Annotated in this window: 17 protein-coding genes; 13 read left to right on the plus strand and 4 right to left on the minus strand. The window is 67.3% G+C overall.

All coding sequences use genetic code 11. The annotated features are described in order from the left end of the window. Positions 1-321: 321 nt before the first annotated feature. The 5 genes from A6E15_RS12800 to A6E15_RS12820 all read left to right on the plus strand — a co-directional run bounded on the left by A6E15_RS12800 (position 322) and on the right by A6E15_RS12820 (position 4699). Positions 322-1386 carry a phosphoribosylaminoimidazolesuccinocarboxamide synthase gene (locus tag A6E15_RS12800; RefSeq protein ID WP_076146746.1) on the plus strand — a complete coding sequence of 355 codons (1065 nt, stop codon included), beginning with the start codon at positions 322-324 and terminating at the stop codon, positions 1384-1386. A gap of 126 nt (positions 1387-1512) precedes the next feature. Continuing rightward, positions 1513-1707 (plus strand): hypothetical protein, encoded by a 195-nt coding sequence (locus tag A6E15_RS12805; RefSeq protein WP_076146747.1) that lies wholly within the window; start codon positions 1513-1515, stop codon positions 1705-1707. 474 nt (positions 1708-2181) lie between these two features. Then, on the plus strand, positions 2182-3477 hold the full coding sequence (locus A6E15_RS12810; protein WP_076146749.1) for an MFS transporter: 1296 nt from the start codon (positions 2182-2184) through the stop codon (positions 3475-3477). 95 nt (positions 3478-3572) lie between these two features. Beyond that, complete coding sequence (locus A6E15_RS12815) at positions 3573-3845, plus strand: MoaD/ThiS family protein (protein ID WP_076146750.1); 273 nt, start codon at positions 3573-3575, stop codon at positions 3843-3845. 53 nt (positions 3846-3898) lie between these two features. Next, a complete protein-coding gene (locus A6E15_RS12820; RefSeq protein WP_076146752.1) occupies positions 3899-4699 on the plus strand; it encodes a hypothetical protein in 801 nt (266 codons plus the stop codon). A 324-nt stretch (positions 4700-5023) separates the two neighbouring features. On the opposite strand, the gene A6E15_RS12825 is transcribed toward A6E15_RS12820, so the two are convergent. Beyond that, positions 5024-6331 carry an acetamidase/formamidase family protein gene (locus A6E15_RS12825; protein ID WP_076146754.1) on the minus strand — a complete coding sequence of 436 codons (1308 nt, stop codon included), beginning with the start codon at positions 6329-6331 and terminating at the stop codon, positions 5024-5026. Positions 6332-6520: 189 nt separating this feature from the next. On the opposite strand from A6E15_RS12825, the gene A6E15_RS22045 reads away from it, so the two are divergent. After that, positions 6521-6688: a DUF7576 family protein gene (locus A6E15_RS22045; RefSeq protein WP_449406651.1), complete on the plus strand. Its 168-nt coding sequence runs from the start codon at positions 6521-6523 to the stop codon at positions 6686-6688. Between the two features lie 105 nt (positions 6689-6793). Here A6E15_RS22045 and A6E15_RS12830 read toward each other — a convergent pair whose 3' ends face one another. Further along, on the minus strand, positions 6794-7753 hold the full coding sequence (locus A6E15_RS12830; protein WP_175607257.1) for a formyltetrahydrofolate deformylase: 960 nt from the start codon (positions 7751-7753) through the stop codon (positions 6794-6796). 277 nt (positions 7754-8030) lie between these two features. On the opposite strand from A6E15_RS12830, the gene A6E15_RS12835 reads away from it, so the two are divergent. The 4 genes from A6E15_RS12835 to A6E15_RS12850 all read left to right on the plus strand — a co-directional run bounded on the left by A6E15_RS12835 (position 8031) and on the right by A6E15_RS12850 (position 12671). Further along, positions 8031-8243: a HalOD1 output domain-containing protein gene (locus A6E15_RS12835; protein WP_175607258.1), complete on the plus strand. Its 213-nt coding sequence runs from the start codon at positions 8031-8033 to the stop codon at positions 8241-8243. Between the two features lie 129 nt (positions 8244-8372). Further along, complete coding sequence (gene purS, locus A6E15_RS12840; protein ID WP_076146755.1) at positions 8373-8624, plus strand: phosphoribosylformylglycinamidine synthase subunit PurS; 252 nt, start codon at positions 8373-8375, stop codon at positions 8622-8624. Positions 8625-8683: 59 nt separating this feature from the next. Further along, entirely contained in the window at positions 8684-9361 is a 678-nt protein-coding gene (gene purQ / locus A6E15_RS12845) for a phosphoribosylformylglycinamidine synthase I (protein WP_076146757.1), read from the plus strand. Positions 9362-9491: 130 nt separating this feature from the next. After that, on the plus strand, positions 9492-12671 hold the full coding sequence (locus A6E15_RS12850; protein ID WP_076146758.1) for a PAS domain S-box protein: 3180 nt from the start codon (positions 9492-9494) through the stop codon (positions 12669-12671). 205 nt (positions 12672-12876) lie between these two features. On the opposite strand, the gene A6E15_RS12855 is transcribed toward A6E15_RS12850, so the two are convergent. Continuing rightward, on the minus strand, positions 12877-13977 hold the full coding sequence (locus tag A6E15_RS12855; RefSeq protein ID WP_076146760.1) for an archaeosine biosynthesis radical SAM protein RaSEA: 1101 nt from the start codon (positions 13975-13977) through the stop codon (positions 12877-12879). 120 nt (positions 13978-14097) lie between these two features. On the opposite strand from A6E15_RS12855, the gene tgtA reads away from it, so the two are divergent. Next, positions 14098-15576, plus strand: coding sequence for a tRNA guanosine(15) transglycosylase TgtA (gene tgtA, locus A6E15_RS12860; RefSeq protein WP_076146762.1), 1479 nt, complete (start codon positions 14098-14100; stop codon positions 15574-15576). A 127-nt stretch (positions 15577-15703) separates the two neighbouring features. After that, on the plus strand, positions 15704-16066 hold the full coding sequence (locus A6E15_RS12865) for a TRAM domain-containing protein (protein WP_076146764.1): 363 nt from the start codon (positions 15704-15706) through the stop codon (positions 16064-16066). A gap of 46 nt (positions 16067-16112) precedes the next feature. Here A6E15_RS12865 and A6E15_RS12870 read toward each other — a convergent pair whose 3' ends face one another. Next, positions 16113-18098 (minus strand): hypothetical protein, encoded by a 1986-nt coding sequence (locus A6E15_RS12870; RefSeq protein WP_076146765.1) that lies wholly within the window; start codon positions 18096-18098, stop codon positions 16113-16115. 150 nt (positions 18099-18248) lie between these two features. Here A6E15_RS12870 and arcS point away from each other — a divergent pair, with 150 nt between their 5' ends. Beyond that, positions 18249-20000, plus strand: a complete 1752-nt coding sequence (gene arcS / locus A6E15_RS12875) for an archaeosine synthase subunit alpha (protein WP_076146767.1) — start codon at positions 18249-18251, stop codon at positions 19998-20000. Positions 20001-20256 lie beyond the last annotated feature (256 nt).

A 20256-nucleotide genomic window follows, 5' to 3' on the forward strand; every position in this document is an offset into this window, starting at 1 on the left:
ACGTAACGATGCCCACACAGCGAGAAAAGGGTACTGGATCCGGACCCCACCCCGTCAGAATCGGCCGCGTCGAGAGTTGCCGCTACCGATGACGCGAGATGGGCGAAGCGGAGCCGATACCGATCGCCGAGCCGCTGGCGTCGACCGTCGCCCCGGTCGCTCCGGCTCCCGACCGCCGACCGGATATTGAAACCTTCTTACGCTCCGGCCACGGCAACTGGGGTATGAGCGACGGGGGCGAACACGTCCTGAGGTGTCTCGCGTGACTCCACTCGCAGCGAACCGGTTCGACCGTGACGGAATCAGCGCGAGGTGGTACCGATGACCAGCGTCAAAGAGTTCCGCATCGAGGAGGACGCGACCGACGACGATCTCGGCCGCGGCTCGTTCGTCTTCACCGACGACTACTCGGTGTTCGACTGGGGGAAGATGCCCGACCAGATCCCCCAAAAGGGCGCGAGCCTCTGTACTATGGGCGCGTTCAACTTCGAACTGCTCGAGTCCGAGGGCATCCCCACCCACTACCGCGGTGTTGTCGAGCGTAGCTCGACAGACCGTCGGACTTCGTCCGACGACGACGTGGAAAACGGCGACGTCGTCGATCTCGCGGACGCCTCCCACCCGCCCTGGGAGATGGCCATCGACCTCACACAGGTGCCCGATCTCCCCCACGAAGGCCGCGAGTACGACTACGACAGCTACCACGAGGCGGCCGGCGAGAACTACCTGATCCCCCTCGAGATCGTCTTCCGCAACCGGGTCCCGGTCGGCTCGAGTCTGCGTACGCGAACCGTCCCCGCGGACCACGGGCTCGGGTTCGACGAGTGGCCCGACGAGGCCGTCGACCTCACGGAGCCGATCGTCGAGTTCTCCACGAAGTACGAGGAGGGCGACCGCTACCTCGAGCGGTCGGAAGCCGACGCCATCGCCGGCAAGGCGGCGATCGACGACCTCGAGGCGCTGGCCCGCGAGGTCAACCGGATCGTCACCGAGCAGGCTGACACTGCCGGATTGACCCACGAGGACGGCAAGATCGAGTGTCTCTACTACCGGGGCGAGATCCGGGTCGCCGACGTCGTCGGGACCTTCGACGAGAACCGCTTCAGCTACGAGGGGACCCAGCTCTCGAAGGAGGTGCTGCGCCAGTACCACAAGCGCACCCAGCCCGACTGGGTCCGGGCCGTCGACGACGCCAAGGCCGAGGCCAAAGCCGAGGACGTCGCCGACTGGAAATCGCTCTGCGAGGAAGCGCCCGAGCCCCTCGAGGAGTCGGTCCTCGAGACCGCGAGTGAGCTCTACCGCAGCGGTGCGAACGCCTACACCGGCCGCGAGTTCTTCGACGCGCCGCCGCTCTCGAGCGCGATCGGCGCGGTCCGGCGGCTCTGACGCGGGCTCGAATCGGTGCGAGCGCCGCTGTCGGTCCGGTCACGTGGCCATTGCTATCATTCCACACTCACCGCCGAACAAAGTAACCCTCATATGGCGGGAGTAGCGACGGTCGAACGAAGACGAATGAGTCTCACAGCCACCACAGCGGGTATCGTCCTGTTCAGTTTCACGTCCGGTATCGCGATGGTCGCGACCGTCATGCTGAGCGTCTTCATGTTGGCCATCCTGTTTCTGACGTTCGCGCCGCTTCGCTCGAGCGAGTGGGCGGGCCGGGAGGACGCGACCGCGGCGGCGAGTGCCGAACCGAGCGACGACTGACTACCTCGTCCGTCGCCCGTTCCGCTCGCATCAGCTCGCTCGCCGCTCGAGACGAACCGATGGCTCGAGCGTCGACGACTCGATCGGATGCGGTTCCTGCGGTTGCACCCGCCTGCGCTCGCCGCCGAACCGCGACGGAGTTCCGGACCGTACGGAATCAGTACACTTTTGACGGATCGTGCGGTCCCTCTCAACGATTCGTTCTATGACCCGCCGGATCTCGGTTCGTCCGGTGTTCGACCCCCTCTCGCCCCCCGCCGCGTGACGGGCCCGATAGCCGCAGCACTCGGGTTCGTTTCGCTACCGCCGCGGTAGCCGCACTTTCTCTCGACCGAACACGCACATGCCGACATCCACCGAGCCACCGGTCACCGACCGGGGCTCGCACGACCGCGTCTCGATATTCGAATCGCCGCCGACCCGCTCGCTCGAGTCGCCCGGAGCCGCGCCGACGCTCCGCGGGGGTGGTCCGCGATGATCGCCGCCGGGCGCTTGCTGCGGCGGAACCGGGACTTTCGCCGCTTCGTCGCCGGTCAGTTCGCGACGAACGCCGGGGACAGTCTCTACACGGTCGCCGTACTCTGGCTCGCCTTCGAACTGACCGGGTCGACCCTCGTCACCGGCGCGCTGAACGCGATACTGCTGCTCCCGTGGCTGTTGCAGGTGTTCGCCGGCCCGCTCGTCGACCGGCTGCCGCTCAGATCCGTCCTCGTCGGTTCACAGGTGGTTCAGGGCGTCGTCGTACTCGTCCTGCCGCTCGCAGCGGTGACCGGACGGCTCCGCATCGGTCTCCTGTTCGTCGTCGCCCCCGTGTTGATGCTCGCGACGCTGGTGATGGGACCGATGGAGTCCGCGCTGCTCCCCCGGATCGTCGACGAGGACCGGCTCTCCGAGGCCAACTCCGCGCTGGCGACGGTGACGCTCGGGCTGGACATGGTGTTCGACGCGATCGGGGGCGGGTTCATCGCCGTCTTCGGCGCGGCGACGCTGTTTCTCGCCGACTCGCTCACGTTCGCCGTCGCAGCGGCACTCTTCGCCGGAATCACGATCGGAACGCCCGGGAGTTCGAACGAGAGCGGTGAGGCCGCCGAGTCCGCACCGTCCGTCGGATCGGTACTCCGGTCGTACGGTTCGGACCTCCGAGCGGGTATCGAGGTCCTCCGCGGGACCCTCTTCGTCGAACTGATTCTGATGACCGCGGTGGCGAACTTCGCGACCGGGATCGCGCTGGCGATTCTGCCGGCGTTCGGCGACGGACTGGGCGGCCCCGCGATCTACGGCCTGCTGCTGGGAGCGCTCGGCATCGGTCGGCTCGTCGGATCGATCCTCGGCCCGTACGTGGCCGGCGTCCCCTACGGAACGGTACTGCTCTCGCACGGGCTCGGTGCGGGGTGCTGGGTCGCGGCGGCCGTCGCGCCGTCGCCGGCGCTCACGGTCGCGCTGTTCGGCCTCGCGTGGGTACCGATCGGCGCATCGGGCGTACTCACGGCGACGCTGAACCAGCGACTGTTTCCGGCCGACCTACTGGGCCGGATCTCGGCGACGAAGGGAACCGCTTCGGGGGCGACGCTCCCGCTTGGCTCGCTCGTCGGCGGGGTCGTCGCCGAAGCGCTGGGAACGACGACGACCATGACACTGGCCGCGGGCGGCTTCGGCTTCACGGCCGTCTACGTCCTTCTGCGGCCGCGGCTCCGCCGCCTCCCCGCGGCCGAGGCCGCGACTCCGGACGACTTCGATCTCCGGACCGAGACGGAGCGACCCGAACCGTAACGGGATCGCTTCGATCCCCACCGTGCGGAGCGCCACGACGGCCTCGAGCGGCGGGCGGCGGTCGGTATATGTGGCCGGTCGCCCCAGTAGTCGGTATGGAGACCGAAGTCACGGTGTACGGCCCGATCCGGAGCGCGACCGGCGACAAGACGGTGGTCCTCGAGTGGGCGGGCGGCACCGTCGCCGACGCGCTCGCGGCCTTCGTCGAGGCCTATCCGCGCGCCGAGTCGCAGCTCTACGACGGCGACGCGGTGCGCGCGAGCGTCAGGGTCTCGATCGACGGTGACCGAGTCGAGTTCGAAGACCGGGTTCCGGAAGGCGCGGCGCTGGCTGTCGTTCCCGCCGTACAGGGGGGATCCAGCGAGTAGCGTCGCGTCCGAGGTCGAGAACAGTTATTTCTGGCGCTGAGCTACGTCAGGATATGCCCGCCGAGCTGAGCCGAACGCACCGCCTCGAGTGTGAGGGATTCGCCACGGAGTTCCGGGCTCTCCTCGAGCTGGTCCTTCCCGACACGACGACTGCGGTCGTTCGCCTCCGCGAGGACGAGATGGAGACGAACCCGGACGGCGAGGACTGTCGGCGGACGTGGAACGCCGTTCGGGATCGACTGGAGCGAGTCCCCGAAAGGGACCGAAACGGAGCCACCGCGTGGCGCGTCTCGACGACGACCGACCCGGGACGGGAGGCGCTGTTCGAACTGGTCGCACTGACGGACGGGATCGCCGGCGCGCACTTCGTGTGGCAACTCGAGTGTCGCGACGAGGGAACGGCGGTACTCGAGGCGATCCCCCATCATTCGGATGCGAGAATCGATGCGACGCTGCTCGGTGCTGAGATCCAACCCGGCGACATCGCCGGGCTACGTGGGCACGATGCATGTCTGGTTCCCACCGGGTGCCAGTTCGAATGGGTCGCCGAGGATCGCCAGTGGAGAATAGAGGGCGGTTCGCTCTGCATCGAGACGCTCGACGGTCGGAAAGCGACGTGCTACGGATTGACGAATCTCGAGCAGGCGACGATCACCGACGACGGGACGGTTCTCGCGCTCGTCTGGGAGCCGGGAGAGCTACCGGATGATGCCGTGGGGAAGTTGCTCTCGTGGATCATGGACAAACTGTACACTCCGCCGCCGGCGCTGCCCTGCGAGACGGCCGAGCGAGCAACGGCAGTGAAGACACATCTGCAGGAGTTGGTCGTGGCCTACGATGGACGCGAGATATAGAACGGGCCGTTGCAGACCGATTGCGGGTGTCCGCGACGGGACGTTGCGATCCTGGTACGCTTTACTGTCAGTCAGTACCGGTGAACGAGGTGAAACGGGTTTGCTGCTATCGTGGCAACAGGGAATGGCCACACCCTCCCCAACCGATTCGCTCTCTCCCTTCGGTCGTTCGCTCATCCACTGGAAAACCCGGAGCGTCTTCCAAGCCTTCGCTCGTTTCACTCACGAAGACCTCGAGCAAGTTTGTTGCGCGGTTCGCCGTCGGCTCACCGCGCCACAGCGCGCGCCACCGCAATCGAAGTCCGGGCCGTGTCCGTTCCGGACCTACAGCCCGTACTGCTCGCGCACGAGGTGGTCCATCCCGCGGTCCTCGAGGACGTCCATCGGGGCGAGCATGTCCAGTTGGACGACGCCGGGGAGCCGGCCGATCTGGACGCCGCCGGTGAACGTACACCGCGAGCGGACCTCTCCCTCGCTCATCTCGAGCAGCTTCCCGGCGCGGTCGAAGGCGTTCTGCGTGGCGTCGTTGACCGTCGCGCCGGAGCCGACGACCTGGATGGGGCCCATGTCCGTCTCGACGTCGACGCCGTGTTCCGCGCCGAGGTCGCGGCCCGCCTCGCGTTCCGCGTCGCTGTAGGGCTTGCTGATAAACGGCAGGTCCTCCTCCGGCGGGAGCAGGACGGGGCCGTCGATCTCGAGACCGTCGATGACCTCGACGTCCATCCGGACGGTGCCGCTGACGTCGGTCGTGTGCAGCGAGAGTTCGCCGTCGCCCTGGTTGGCGTGGAGGTCGCCGACGTAGACCCCGCCCCCGTCGACCTTGACGGGACAGATCAGCGTCGCGCCCTCGCGGACCTGCGGGATGTCCATGTGGCCGTCGGTGCGGGCCTCGAGGTCGGCCTCGCTGTCGACGCCGTAGTCGTGGTCGGCCCCGATGAGGAACTGGCCGAAGTCGCCGGCGTTGTGCGAGTCGGGCATCGTGACCGGCGGCGTCGTCCCGACGTTGCCGATGAACGGGCGCAGCCGGCCCAGCGTGCCGGGCATCTCGCCGGGTTCGTACAGCAGGATCGGGTGCTGTCGGGAGTTTTCGGGGAGGTCCATTACCTCCGCGGCGTTCTCGGCGAGTTCGTGGGCCGCGTCCTCGTCGAGGGTGATTCCGACGGTATCGTCGTCGTCGAAGGCGACGGTGTAGCCGTACTCGAAGCCGAACGAGGAGGCGTTCGCGCCACACTCGGCGCACTTGATCGCGTCCTCGCCGGTCCCCTCGACGACCGAGTCGGGCCACTTCGTTCCGCACTCCGGACAGCGGTGGTCGACGAACGGGTCGTCGCCGAAGGCCTCCTCGCGTTCGGCCATCGAGCCCGTACTCGTCGCCATGCTCGTGACCTCGACGTCGCGGATGTGCAAGGCGACCGCGTCGCCGACCTCGGCCCCCTCGACGCGGATCGGCCGGGTCACCTCGTGGCCGCCGTGGAACGCCGGCGTCACCATCGGCCCCCAACAGCCCGGCGGGGTGTAGGTCTCGATCGTCCCGCCGTCCGCGACGGTCCCCGCCCACTCCTGATCGGGGCCGACGAGCCCGAGCGTGTACTGGTCGACGTGAAGCTCCCGTTGAACATCTTGCTGCGACATACCATTCCAAGCTTGGTCGCTGGCGTCGATAAGGGTGCCGCTCACGGAACCGGCGGGGAACTATATCGCGCGACGCCGACCGATATCGAGAGAGACCGCCCGTCGGATCGAGCGAACCTGTTCGGTCGGCCGTGGCCGAATCCGCCGCAACAGATTCGTTCAAGTGGCTCTCGTGTTACCTGTCAAGCGATGACTGACTCGACGGACGCGGATTCGCCCACGTGTCGACAGTGTGGGAGTCCAGTGGAATCGTCTTCCGAACAGCGCGTGATCACGACCGTCGAGGACGGCACCGCCGTCCACCGCCATTTCTGTAGCGACGACTGCCGCGACCGGTGGGAGTCCAACGCAGCCTGACCGACTCCGGCCGATCCGCCCACGGTGCGGACAGGAGGGGGCCACGGACACTTCCCGCGGCCGAATCGCAGCGATTCGGGCCGGTCTCCCGAACGGCGCGTCGTCTTACCGATCTTCTGCGACCGCGCTGCCGATCCCGTCGACCGGGCGATCGGGCGTGAACTCGTCGATCTCGTCGGGAAGCCCGAGCTGGTACTGGGTGCCGTTCTCCCGGACCGAGGTCCGGCCGCGGTGGACCGAGACGTCGCCGTTTAAGTGAAGCTGGACGGCCTCGAGCAGGGCGTCGGCCTCGAGCGGCTGGCCGCGGCGTTTCATCTCGTCGACGTCGGCGTCGTCGGGGACGTCGAACGCGCGCTGGGTGATGATCGGCCCCTGATCGAGGTCGGTCGTCACGTAGTGGGCGGTGACGCCCGCGACGCGGACGCCTTCCTCGACGGCCTGCCGGTAGGCCTCCGCGCCGGGGAAGGCCGGCAGCAGGGAGGGGTGGACGTTGATGATGCGGTCCTCGTAGCGGAAGACGACGTTCGGGCTGAGGATCCGCATGTACCGCGCGAGGACGATTAGGTCGACGTCGTACTCCGCGAGGAGTTCGAGGAGTCGGTCCTCGTTTTGCTGGCCGCCCTCGTCGCCGATGTCGTGGAAGGGGACGTCGTAGTGTTCGGCCAGCGGCTGTAAGTCGTCGTGGTTGCCGATGACGACCCCGATGTCGGCCCCGAGTTCGTCGTTGGCCCAGGCCTCGAACAGCGCCTCGAGGCAGTGGCTCTCCTTGGTGACGAGGACGGCGATCTGCTGGCTCTCGCGGTCGGCGGGGAACCGGACCTGGACGTCGAGTCCGAGGTCGTCGCCGAGGTCGTGGAGGTCCTCGCGGAGCGTCGACTCGGTACAGACCATCTCCGAGGTATCGACGGCCAGATACATCCGGAAGACGCCGTCCCGGACCGCCTGGTCGAGGTCCTCGATGTTGATTCCGCGCTCGAACAGGAGGCTGGTCACGTTCGCGATCAGTCCCGTGTCGTCCTCTCCGATCACCGTGATCTCGGTTACGTCGGTCGTCAACGCTGCCACCTCCGCTCGAGCGATTCGCGATTCATCACGACGGATCCCAGTCTACGAGCGGCTAAAAGTCCTGCTTTCCGACCGAGTGTGTGAGAATGTCCCGCATTCCGTTTCGGAGCGGTCCGGCGGGTCGACATTTCCGCTCGAACCGGAGCAAGTGGGTGACTGCACTGCCGACAGCGAGACTGCTCTCTCGGGCGGGAACGCCGTTGGAACCGAGAGAACGGCGCGGGAATTCGAGTCAGTGAGGCGGGCCGAACCGGCTCCTCCCCGCTCTCGCTGGCGTATGACACGCTCGAGCGTCGCGGAACTGGCCGGGAGCGATCCGACCGAGATCGAGCGGCCCCACGACTGCATCGATCCCGACGGCCTCGAGGCGTTGTTCGCGCCGACGGGCGACGCGACGGATCGGGCCGCCGGACAGGTGTCGTTCCGGCTGGACGCCGACACGGTGACCGTCCACGCGACCGGCGACATCATCGTCGCGCGGGAAGGGTGACCGAACGGGAGGGATCGGCTGCGGCGGCAGGGTCTCGGGTCGAGCCGCCGTCTCGTGGTGATATCCACGAACGTGTATTACGGAGCCAAGGCGAAAGCGTTTTTGAGCACGGTTACGGGGTATCAGGTGATGACCGCCTACACCGCGACGGTGACGGTTCGACTCAAACGTGGCGTCCTAGATCCGGAGGCCGAGACGACTGCACGGGCCTTGGAGCGGCTGGGCTTCGAACTCGAGGACCTGCGCTCGGCCGACCGCTTCGAGGTCGACCTCGAGGCCGAGAGCGCCGAGGCCGCGCGCGAGCGTGCCGAGGAGATGGCCGAACGGCTGCTCGCGAACCCGACCATCCACGACTACGACGTGGAGGTCGCCGAACGGTAGATGACAGTCGCCACCACACCGATCGAAACCGTCGGTCACAACACTGCGGGGTGTCGCCTGTGACGGTCTCGATCGTCAGATTCGGCGGCTCGAACTGCGACCGCGACGCCGAGCGCGCGCTCGAGCACCTCGGCATCGACGCCGAAATCGTCTGGCACGAGGACGGACTCCCGGCGGACACGACGGGCGTCGTCCTGCCCGGCGGGTTCTCCTACGGCGACTACCTGCGGGCCGGCGCGATGGCGGCCCGGTCGCCGATCATGGCCGAGGTTCGGGAAGCCGCCGCGGACGGCGTCCCCGTCCTCGGGGTCTGTAACGGCGCGCAGATCGGCTGCGAGTCCGGGCTCACCGAGGGCGCCTTTACGACCAACGAGAGCGCGCGGTTCCAGTGTGAACGCGTTCACCTGCGCGTCGAGCGGGCCGACACCCCCTGGACCGCCACCTACGACGAGGGCGAGGTCATCGAACTCCCGATCGCCCACGGCGAGGGCCGCTACGAGATCGCCGACGATCGACTGGCCGACCTCGAGGACGAGGGTCGGGTCCTCTTCCGGTACTGCGACGCGGACGGCGAGACGAGCCCCGAGGCCAATCCCAACGGCTCGAAACACGCCATCGCGGGCGTCCTCGGCGAACGCGAGTCCGTCGCGGTGTTGATGCCCCATCCCGAACGCGCGACCCTCCCCGATATCGGCCCGACCGACGGGCAGGGTGTGTTGCGCGGCTTCGACCGGTAATTCGCAGCGTCGCGACCTCTCGAGTCGTTTCGCCTTCCTTCGTGAACGATGAGAACCGCGACTCAGTTCGTGAACCGAGTGAAACAGTAATAGGGAGTGGGTTCGTTGAAGCCGACCGGACTACCGAGGCATGGGTACAATCATCGGACCGCACACCCGAGCCGTCCTCGTCGGTGCCGACACCGGCGACATCGAACGCACCCTCGAGGAGCGCGGCGTCTCGGTCACGCCGGTTCGAACGGTGGCCGAGTGCTTCGACCGGCTACCGACGGCCGACTGCGTCGTGATCGGCGACTCGGGTCTGGATGTCGATCCGGTCACGTGCTGTCGACGACTCCGTGATCGGCGACCCGAGATCCCGCTGGTCGTCTCCCCCGACGACGGCAGCGAACGGCTCGCAGGCGACGTCGTTGCGGCGGGAGCCGACGGCTACGTCCCCCGATCGCAGAGGCCGCAAACGCTCCTCGAGCGGCTTCGAGAACTGCTTGCGGACCGAGAGACCGGGAACCGGGACCCGTCGGACACCGGACGCGAGCGTCCGTTCGCGGTCGCTCCGACATCGACGGCCGACCCCTCGAGCCGACTCGAACTACTCGTCGAACAGTCACCGCTCGCGATCGTCGAGTGGGACCTCGAGTTCAGGGTCAAAAACTGGAACCCGACGGCGACGGAACTGTTCGGATACACCGCCGACGAGGCGATGGGACGGGCCGCGCCCGACTTCCTCGTTCCCGAGGGGGAACGCAAAGAGGTCCGGGAGTACTGGGATCGGCTCGTCGACGGCGATCCGGACGAGTTGCCCTCTCGACAGGTCACCCGCAACCGGTGCGAGGACGGGACGCCGATAACCTGCGAGTGGTTCAACACGCCGATCGTCGAAGACGGCGAGGTCGTCAGCATCCTCTCGTTCGGGCAGGACGTCACCGCGGATGTCAAGCGCGCGACCGCGCTCGAGGCGCTTCAGAAGACGACCCGGGAGCTGCTCCGGGCGGGATCGACCGACGAGATAGCCGACGTCATCATGGCGGCGACCGAGGACGTGATCGACCGGCCGCTGGGCGCGATCAGGATCTACGACGAGGAGACCGACCGCCTCGAACTCGCCGGGATCACGTCCGAACTCGACCGACGAACCGACGACATTTCGTCGGTCAGAGGCGAGTATACCACGCTCTGGGACGCCTACACCGAGGGCGAACCGATATTCGTCGAGGAACCGTCCCCCGAGCGAGTCCCCTACGACATCGGGACCGGCGTGGGGAACGCAGTCGTACAGCCGCTCGGCGATCACGGAACGCTGTCGGTCGCGTCCTCGGGGGGAACCGAACTCGACGCCGCCGAACGAAACCTCCTCGACGTCCTCGCGACGACGGCTGAAGCGGCGCTCGATCGGGCCGTCCGAGAACGCGAACTCGAGCGGACGAAGACGGTCGTCGAGACGGTCGGCGACTGCGTCTATCAACTCGACACCGAGGGCCGGTTCGTGACCGTCAACGATACGATGGCGAAGACGACGGGCTACGGCCGCGAGGACCTCCTCGGCGAACACGTCTCGACGGTACTCACCGACGAGAGCGTCGCGCGCGGTGAGCGCTACGTCGAGGAGTTGCTGACCGACGATCGCCTCGTCGCGACCTACGAGATCACGCTGACGGACACCGACGGGACGGAAACGCCAGTCGAGGTCAATATGGCGCTGCTGACGACCGACGGCGAACTCGAGGGAACGGTCGGCATCGCCCGCGACATCAGCGACCGCAAGCGCATGGAGCGACAGCTGGTCGACCGGAAGGCGAAGATTCAGGGACTTCACGGCGTCGCCTCTCAACTCGACGATTGTGAGAGTCGCGCGGAGATCTACGACGTGGCTATCGAGGCCGCGGAGACCGTCCTCGATTTCGACGGTTGTGTCGTCGACACCGTCAGCGGGGACGAACTCATCACGGAAGCCGCGTCCGCGGACCTCACGGCCGACCTCGAGGACGGAGCCCCAGTCGAAGACTGTCTCGCCGGCCGGACCTATCGCACCGGCCAGTTGCTCCGGCTGGACGACATCACGGACGAACGGGCCCCACGGATCGAGGACTACCGGTCGGTTCTGTGTGCCCCGATCGGCGATCGCGCCGTGTTCCAGGCCGTCTCGCGGGAGCTGTCGGCGTTTTCTCCGACCGACGAGGAGCTGGCGGAGCTGTTGCTCTCTCACGTCGCCGACGCGCTCGATCGGATCGCGTTCGAGAAGCGACTGCGAACCGAGCGCGACCGGTTCGCCGCCCTATTCGAGAACGTCCCCGACGGCGTCGTCAGCGTCAGCAACCTCTCGGCTGGGCCGATCGTCGAGGCGGTCAACCCGGCGTTCGAGCGGCTCTTCGGCTACCAGGAGTCGACCCTCGTCGGCGAACCGCTCGATGAGTTCGCCGTCCCGACCGACAGGACGGACGAGGCCGAGATACTCAACCAACGCGGCAGCCGAGGGAAGGTCGGCGAGGCCGAGGTCAAACGGCGGACCGCAAACGGCCTGCGCGATTTCCGGCTTCGGGTCGTCCCGATCGAGATGGACGGCTCGTCGGACCGTGCTTTCGGCCTGTACACCGACATCACCGAACGGAAACAGCGCCAGAAGCGCCTCGAGATCCTCAATCGCGTCCTGCGACACGACCTGCGAAACGGGATGAACATCATCGAGGGCTGTACCGAGATGCTCGCCGACGCCATCGGCGAGGACGAGTACGTCGAAACCATTCGAAACCGGACGGACGAACTCGTCGGGCTCGCGGAGAAAACCCGCGCCGTCGAGCGCGTCCTCGACTGCGATGAGTCCCCGACCGGCCCGCTCGACGCCTCGGCGGCGATCGACCGCGCGATCGACCGCCTCGAGGACGCCGGGCCCGACGTCGAGGTCACCCGAACGGTGCCGGATCGGGTCTATGCGCGCGCCGACAAGTACCTCGAGACGGCGATCTATCAGGTCCTCGAGAACGCCGTCGAACACAGCGATCGCGATCGGCCAACCGTCGACGTGACCCTTCGGGACCGACCGGACGAGGACCTGCTCGCGCTCTCGATCGCCGACGACGGCCCCGGGATCCCCGACGAGGAGCGGGCACTGCTCGAGGGCGAACGGGAGATCACCCAACTGCGCCACGGCAGCGGGCTCGGCCTCTGGCTCGTCAACTGGGTCGTCACCCAGACCGGCGGCCAACTCTCCTTCGCCAACAACGACCCCCGCGGGACCGTCGTCACGCTCGAGATTCCGCGCGCGGACGCGGAGCCGATCCGCTCGGTGTCGGACGAGACGGCCACCGGGGACTGAGACGGCGGTCCAGCTACCGACCCTACCGTCGAACCACCAGCAACCCCGCGCCGAACGCGGACGGGGTCGTGGGAAGCGACGAGGAGAATGCCGATGACGATCAGGACGGCGGCTCGAGTTCGTTGACGTTCCGGGTGGCACTCGAAGCACCAGACGTCACCGACCCGCGACGGCGCGAAAACGGATCGTCCTGCGACTGCCGACGTTATCGCGTCAGCGGCTGGTTGAAGCTCCGTTCGCGCTCGAGGATCGTCTCCCAGGTCAGTTCGCACTCGCAGGTGACCTGCTCGAAGACCGACGGGTCCTGCCGGAGATCGAAGTCCTTGATCGCCTTCTGAACGCGGTCGTCACACTCCCCGCAGTTGTGCGGACCGCGGTCGGAACCGTGGCCGACCGGATCCGAGACGACGATCGCGTCGGCGTCTGCCGTTTCCGCTAAGACCTGCGCCACCGACCAGAGCCACGGCGGCCGGTAGCCGTCCTCGAAGTAGAGGTCGTCGACCATGGTGTAGCGCTGGACGTTACAGGGGTTCATCGAGACGGTGTGACAGCCGGAGACGGCGGCACAGCGCTCGACCGAGGAGATCATGTCTTCGACCGCCTCGGACTCGGTGAGGAACGGGGGCTTCATCAGGAGGTAGGCCTTGATACCGGCCTCGATGCCGCTGCCCGCTTTCTCGTCCGCCGCGGCGGCTTCGGCGCAGGCGTCCTCGAAGTCCGCGAAGTCGAAGTACTTGTTCACGCAGTCGTGACGGACCCGGTCGGTGGCCGTCTCGAGGCCGATCGCCACGTCCGTGTCGAGCCCGTGTTGGGTGAAGTCGGCAATCTTCTCGCGGTCGACGAAGTCGGGCAGCGACTCGACGACGATCCGATCGCGATCCGCGAAGGTGTCGGCGATCGCGCGACGGCTCTCCGCGCCGACCTCGCGCTCGTCGAGGAAGGAGCCGGAGGTGTAGATCTTGATGAGGTCGGCGGGCTCGTCTGCGTTCTCGGCCTCGTGGTCGAGACAGACGTCGATCTGGTCCATCAGGGCGTCGTGGGAGACCGAGCCGCCGTCGACGCTCTCGGCGACGTAGCCACACATCGTACAGCCGCCGGCGCGAGCCCACCGGCAACCGCCGGTGTTTAAGATGATCGTCAAGCTCGTCTTGACGCCGTCGGGCGTATTGTCCTCGTCGAGCCAGACGCGGGTCGGCTCGTGGGGGTCGTAGCTGGCCTCCTTTCGCGAGCGGATCTCCCGCATCGCCTGGTTGTGGGCGTCCATACCCTTGCCCTGCTCGTAGACCTCGGGGCTCGGTTTGCTCATTAGGAGACGCAAGCGGCCCGGAGCGTAAAGCGCCTTCGTCTATGGCTGTCCGACCGGAACCGCCCGCTCGACCGATCGAAAACCGTCACGACTTACGTCCGACGGGCCAACCCGAAGGCAATGCGCGAGTCCTTCGAGATCCGGGACACCGACGCCGGCGGCCGCATCGGGGAGCTAACCGTTCCCCGCGCCGGGACGACCGTCGAGACCCCGGCCCTGCTACCGGTCATCAACCCGAACCTGGACACGATCAGCCCCCGTCGGCTCGCCGACGAGTTCGGCGCCGAGATCCTCATCACCAACTCCTACATCATCCACGGCGACGACGACCTCCGCGAGCGGGCCCTCGAGGAGGGGCTGCACGACCTGCTGGATTTCCCCGGCGCGATCATGACCGACTCCGGCTCGTTCCAGCTGTCGGAATACGGTTCCATCGACGTCACCACCGAGGAGATCCTCGCCTTCCAGCGCGAGATCGGCTCGGACATCGCCACGCCAGTCGACATTCCGACCCCACCGGACGTCTCCCACGGCCGGGCCGAAAGCGACCTCGAGACGACACAGGACCGACTCGAGATCGCCGAGGACGCCGACACGGGCGAGATGCTCGTCAGCGCCCCGGTCCAGGGCTCGACGCACCCGGACCTGCGCGAGCGAGCCGGCGGCCACGCCGCGGGCACCGACCTCGACGTCTTCCCGGTCGGCGCGGTCGTCCCGCTGATGAACGACTACCGGTACGACGACATGATCGACGTCGTCGCCGCCGCCAAGCGGGGACTGGGCGCCGACGCGCCGGTCCACCTGTTCGGGGCCGGCCACCCCATGATGTTCGCGCTGGCCGTCGCCGCGGGCTGTGATCTGTTCGACTCGGCTGCCTACGCGCTGTACGCCCGCGACGACCGCTACCTGACGGTCCGAGGGACCAGACACCTCGCGGATCTGGACTACCTCCCCTGTTCGTGTGCCGTCTGTACCGACCATTCGCCGGCGGAACTGCGCGCGTTACCGGACGCCGAACGCGAGTCGGAGCTTGCCGCCCACAACCTCCACGTCACCTTCGCGGAGATCCGCCGGATCAAGCAGGCGATCCGCGCCGGGAACCTGCTCGAACTCGTCGAGCAACGCGCCCGCTCCCATCCGGCGATGCTCGACGGCTACCGCACGCTGCTCGATCACGCCGCCCAACTCGAGCGCTCCGACCCCGTCTCGAAGGGCTCCTTTTTCTACACCTCCCACGAGAGTGCCCGCCGCCCCGAAGTCGTCCGCCATCACCAACGCCTCGAGCGGCTCGCGGTTCCCAACTCGCTGTTGCTCACCGTCGATCGCTCCGCGCCCGACGCGGGGTACGACGACGTCTGGCGGGTCCAGCCGCCGTTCGGCCCCTTCCCGCGAGCGCTCTCGAAGACGTATCCGCTCACCGCCGAAACCCCATCGCGGACCGACCGGGCCGCCCTCGAGGCCGCCGCCGACGGCGTCGCCCGGCTCGTCGAGACGAACCCGGGGACCGACGTGACCCTCGCCCACCGGGACTGGCCCGCCGACGTCCTCGAGCGGCTTCCCGACGGGGTGGCGCTCGTCGATCTCGCCGACGAGACATAACACGGGGCCGTCCGAACGCGACTGTCGGAGTTGTTCCTCGGACCGCGGGTCGAAAGTACTCCAACCCGGTAGACGACTGGCGGTCGGAATCGGAACACCGAAGCCGGCAGCGCCGCCCGTTCCCGGTATGTTCGGCCCAGCCGTACTCGGCGTCGGCCTGCTCGTTACGTTCGTAATCGGAACGTGGCTGTTCAGACGGATTCGCGGCCGCGGGCGGTCGGCGTCCGCTCGCCGCTCCCGAAAGCGCCACGAGGAGGCACAGGACCGCGATCCGCCGGTCGACATGGGCGATGTCGAAACCGTCGCCATCCGGGAGTTCACCGATCACCACTCCGGCGAGCGACAGGCCGTCGGCAAGGTCGAGGGGTTCGTCGTCTTCGTCGAGGACGTCCCCGACGACTGCGAGCCGACCGACGCGATCCGGATCAAGATCCTCTCGTTCAACCGCGGCCACACCTCCGCGACGGCGACGTATCTCGAGCGCGCCTGAGCGTCGCGTCGCTACCGGTCGAACGGCCGAAAAAAAAGCGATCGTCTCAGTTCCGCTGACGGAGCAGCAGTGCCGTCAGCAGTCCCGCGACCGACGCGAGCGCGATCCCCGGACCGAAGCCGGGGGTGCTGTCGTCTTCGTCCTCGCCGTCGTCGGTCTCGTTACTCGTCTCGGTGCTTTCGGTGCTGAGATACTCGCTCATCGTGTCGGTGGGGACCTCGGAGAACTCCTCGTCCCACTCGCCGGCCTCGTGGACGGTCGTCTCGTCGCCGACGACCTCGAGGTGGTCGACGTCGGCCTTCGTGGCCGACGCGGTGTCGACGTCGCCCATATCCTCGACGTGGACGTACATCGACGCGGTGTCACCGGACGTCGCGGTGGAGACGCCGCTGACGGCCATGCTCCCCGTGACGGTGTCGGTCAGTTCGCTCATGTTCTCGAACTTCGCACCGCCCTCGAGGCGCACCGTCCCGTCGCTCATGTCGGCGTCGACGCGGGCGACCTGCAGGTCGGCGTCGGACAGCGCCTCGACGTACCGGGTGGTCTCGGGTGCCGTTCCGGCCGGGCTCGTCTGAGCCGACTGAGCCATCGTATCGAGGGTCTGGCCGGCCAGATCCTCACCGCCGATCTCGAACGTGCCGTCGAGCGAGAGCTGTCCATCGGCGGTTTCGGCCGACAGATCGAAGCGGACATCGTTAGGACGCTGGACGTCACGCGACTCGAGTTCGTCGAGGTAGGCTTCCCAGTTCTCGGTGTCGCCCGAGACCTCGGCGTCGAACGTCACCTCCTGACCGGCGGTCTGCTCGACCGACGCGTCCCAGTCGAACGTCGTCTCGAGGTCCGCGGCCTGCTGTGCTTCGATGGCCGCTCTGGTCTGCTCGATGTTCATCTGCTCGAGTTCTTCCTCCGAGGCGACCGATTCGGCCGCATCGAGCATCGCCAGCGTGAGTTCGTCGTAGTTCGCGATCTGAACGTCCCACTCGGCGTTCATCGAGTCACCGCGGTCCTCGACTCGGAAATCGACGGTCTCGATCTGCATATCGGTGACGCCGGTGGCGATCGCCTGGGCCTCCTCCTGGTCCAGTCCGGCGGTGTCGTCGTTCATCAGCGCCACCGGGAGCATCTGTTCGATCCCGCTGTCGATGCCGGTGTACTCGATCGTGAACTCGAGTTCGAGGCGGTTGGTCTCCTCGTCGAAGTCGTAGTTCTCGATCGTGACCTCGCTGCTTCCACCGAGCTGCGTGGCGACGCTGGCGTACTGTTCGGTGAGCGTCTGTTTGGCCTGCTCTCGAGTCTCCCAGTCGGACGCGGCGAAGCTGGAGACGGTCCGTTCGTCGGTCACGTCGAGGACGTAGCCGTCGGACGTCTCCTCGAGGGCGACGTCGAGCGTCTGCCCGTCACTCGTCGTGCCCGTCGGGCTCTCGGTCGCGACGGTCGCGGAACCACTCGTCTCGAAGCGGTCTCCGGACATCGTGACCTGCCCGTCGGAATCGACCGACATCGGGGTCGAGTCCTCGCTGGTGAACGCGCCGGTCGCGGTCGCGTCGAACTCGTTGGCCTCGTCGCTGACCTCACCGGAGACGTCGAGGTCGAGTCGCTCGAGGTCTTCGGGCTGTTGCATCACCATCGATCCGTTCCCGGAGAAGCCGTCCTGATCGAGGACCGCCGAGAAGGAACCGCTCTCGAACTCGTCGGTCTCCTCGTAGCTGCCCTCGGCCAGCATGTATGCGAGCCCTTCGCTGACGTCCATGCCGACCTCGAGTTGCTCGAGGTCGTTCATCTCGTCCTCGTACTCGAGGACTGCACTGCCGTTTTCGCCGAGATAGACCTCGTCGGCCGCGCCGAGTTCGGAGCCGGCCTGGGAGGCAGTCTGATACGATTCGACGGTCGGTTCCGCTGCCGAGGCAGTCGTCGTCGACCCGCCGTAGATGACCGGCAGACCGATGGTTGCGAGGGCGACTGCAGCGACCACGGACAGGATCAGGAACGCCCTGAACCCATCCGTAGAGCGGAGGTTCGATTTCGCTTCCATACGAATGACATCCGACCGAGTGGTCATAAAGGTTGATTTTCACACGTGTCTATCAATGGTCGACCGGGAAGCCCTGCGCCACGGCCGTCGGCGGCCGAACCGACCGCTCGCTATCGACAACCTCTTTCGCTCGCCGCGGCCATATCGAGTATGACCGAGTACTTCGAAATTCACGAGCGCGACGGGGCCGCGCGCGTGGGCGAACTCCGCCTCTCCCCGCCCCGAACGACGCCCGCGCTCGTCGACGACGTCCTCGAGGACGCGGGCTCGCTCTGGAGCGCGGACCGCGATCTCTCCGACGGCGACGAGTCGAAACTCACCGTGTTGCCCCACCGGGCGTTCCCCGGCGGCACCCCCGAGGAAGTCCAGGAGTCGTTCGCCGTCGACGCCCCCGACGTCGACTACCCCAGTGTCGCGGTCGTCTCGAGCGAGGCAGTCGAACCGCAGGGAACGGACGCCTACGCCCTCTCGGACGTCCAGTCGGTGACGGGCCACGGGGCGGCGCTGGTCGAGGCAGTCGTCGACGTCCGCGAGGCGATCCCGGCCGACACTGCCCTGTTGTTCTCCGGGGTCGCGACGCCCCGAAACGTCGCCCTGCTCGCTTACGCCGGCGTCGACCTGTTCGACGCGACCGCGGCGGTCGTGAAGGGCACCGAGGGGCGCTATCTGACGACCGACGAGGCCTACTTCCTCGAGGACCTCGAGGAACTCCCCTGTTCGTGTCCCGCCTGTCAGGGGCCCCGCGAGGAGTTCACCCGCGAGGACTGTGCCGACCACAACCGGAACGCCCTCGAATCCGAACTGGCGATCGTCCGCCGACGGATCCGCGACGGGCGGCTACGGGACTACCTCGAGGGGCAGGCCCGCCACGACCAGTGGCTCACCGCGGCCGTGCGCGAACTCGACGACCAGTGGGGTTATCTCGAGGAGCGGACGCCGATCCTGCGGGACGCGCGAATCGACGCCGCGACGGGCGACACCCTCCGACGCGTCGAGATCCAGCGCTTCGCCGACCGGGTGACCACGCGCTATCGCAACCGCTTCGACAACCCGCTGGTGCTGGTGCCCTGTTCGGCGGCCAAGCCCTACAGCGAGTCACAGAGTCACCGCCAGTTCCACGACGCGATCCAGTGGCGCGGCCATCTGGTCTCGATGACCTCGCCGATCGGCGTCGTGCCGCAGGAACTCGAGACGACCTACCCGGCCCAGCACTACGACACCGTCGTGACCGGCCGCTGGACGGAAGACGAGAAGGAGTTCGTCGCGGAAGTGCTACAGCGATACCTCGAGCGCAACGAGTACCCGAAGATCGTCGCCCACGTCCCCGACGAGGGCTACCGCGACATCGTCGAACGCGTCGAGGAACGGCTCGGCCTCGAGATCACCTACACCGTCGCCGACCACCCGACCGACGACGAGTCGCTCTCGAACCTCGCCGAGGCGCTGTCGGGCGAACTCAAGTACTCCAAGCGCGAGCGCGAACACAACACCGTCCGCGCGCTCGCCGATTACCTGCTCGGTGACGGGGCCGGCGACGACCTCTTCGAGGACATCCAGACGACGAGTCGCTACCCCAAGATCCAGGTCCGGGATCGCGAGGACACCCAGCTCGCGACGATGGTCCCCCAGTACGGCACGCTGTCTTTTACGCTCGCGGGCGCTCGCCGCTGGCTCGAGAGCGCAGCGCCGACCAAACGCGTCGAGATCGACGGCTTCGTCCCCCACGGCAGCGTCCTCGCACCGGGGGTCGTCGACGCGGACGAGGACATCCGCGTCGGCGACGAGGTGATCGTCGAGGGGCCGCGGGCCTTCGCCGTCGGCCGCGCCGAGATGTTCGGCCGGGAGATGGCCGAGAGCACGCGCGGGATCGCCTGCGAGATCCGCCACGTCGAGGAGACGTAGTCACGTCGCGTCGGACTCACAGTCGCGGCCGTCCGCCCGACAGGACGGACACTGACGGCCGTTCACGAATCGGTTGACGGATCGACCACACGCCGGACACTCCCAGATGCTCGCGTCGAACGCCCCCATCACTGTCTCGCCCTGATTCCGACGAGCCGCATAGGCGTTTCCCTTGATCTCACCGCGAGAAAACGACGACCGTCGACGCCGCTACCGGCCCGGACACTCCTTGAGCAGGTGTTCGTGATAAACGGCG

The organism is Natrinema saccharevitans, assembly GCF_001953745.1.
Classification (GTDB): Archaea; Halobacteriota; Halobacteria; order Halobacteriales; family Natrialbaceae; genus Natrinema; species Natrinema saccharevitans.